A 557-nucleotide genomic window follows, 5' to 3' on the forward strand; every position below is an offset into this window, starting at 1 on the left:
GATCCAGACGCAAAGGACAGACCCATGAGCTACGATCTCAACGACGCCCAGCCGCAGATGGCCCCCATCGGGGAACTGATCCCGGACGGCACCTTCGCCAAGGTGCGGCTGACCATTCGCCCCGGCGGCGTGAACGGCGCGACCCCGGCGGATGCGGGGCTGCTGAAGGCTTCGCAGTCCAGCGACGCCCGCATGCTCGACTGCGAATTCACCGTGGTCGACGGCCCCCATGCCCGGCGGAAGTTCTGGCAGAGCTTCACCGTGGCGGGCGGCAAGCTGGACGAGAAAGGGCAGTCCATCGGTTGGAAGATCTCGAAATCCACCTTTCGCGCCATCGTGGACAGCGCCCTTGGCCTTGATCCCAGGGACGAAAGCCCCGCAGCCAAGGCCAAGCGGGTTCTGCCCGGCCTGCGGCATCTGGACGGCATCGTCTTCGCCGCGCGCATCATGGTGGAGCCCGCCTCCAACCCGCAGTACCGCGACCAGAACCGCATCGCCAACGTCGTTCTGCCCGACGAGCCGCACCATGCCGCCATCATGCGTGGCGAAACCGTCCC

General features: G+C 66.8%; 1 protein-coding gene. It reads left to right on the forward strand.

Annotation, left to right across the window (positions count from 1 at the left end):
• Positions 1-24: 24 nt before the first annotated feature.
• The coding region (locus tag ACK41V_RS23810) for a hypothetical protein (RefSeq protein WP_409786183.1) at positions 25-557 on the forward strand (533 nt) is incomplete at its 3' end.

Origin of the sequence: Acidovorax sp. (assembly GCF_046291265.1) — a bacterium.
Taxonomy (GTDB): Bacteria; Pseudomonadota; Gammaproteobacteria; order Burkholderiales; family Burkholderiaceae_C; genus Acidovorax.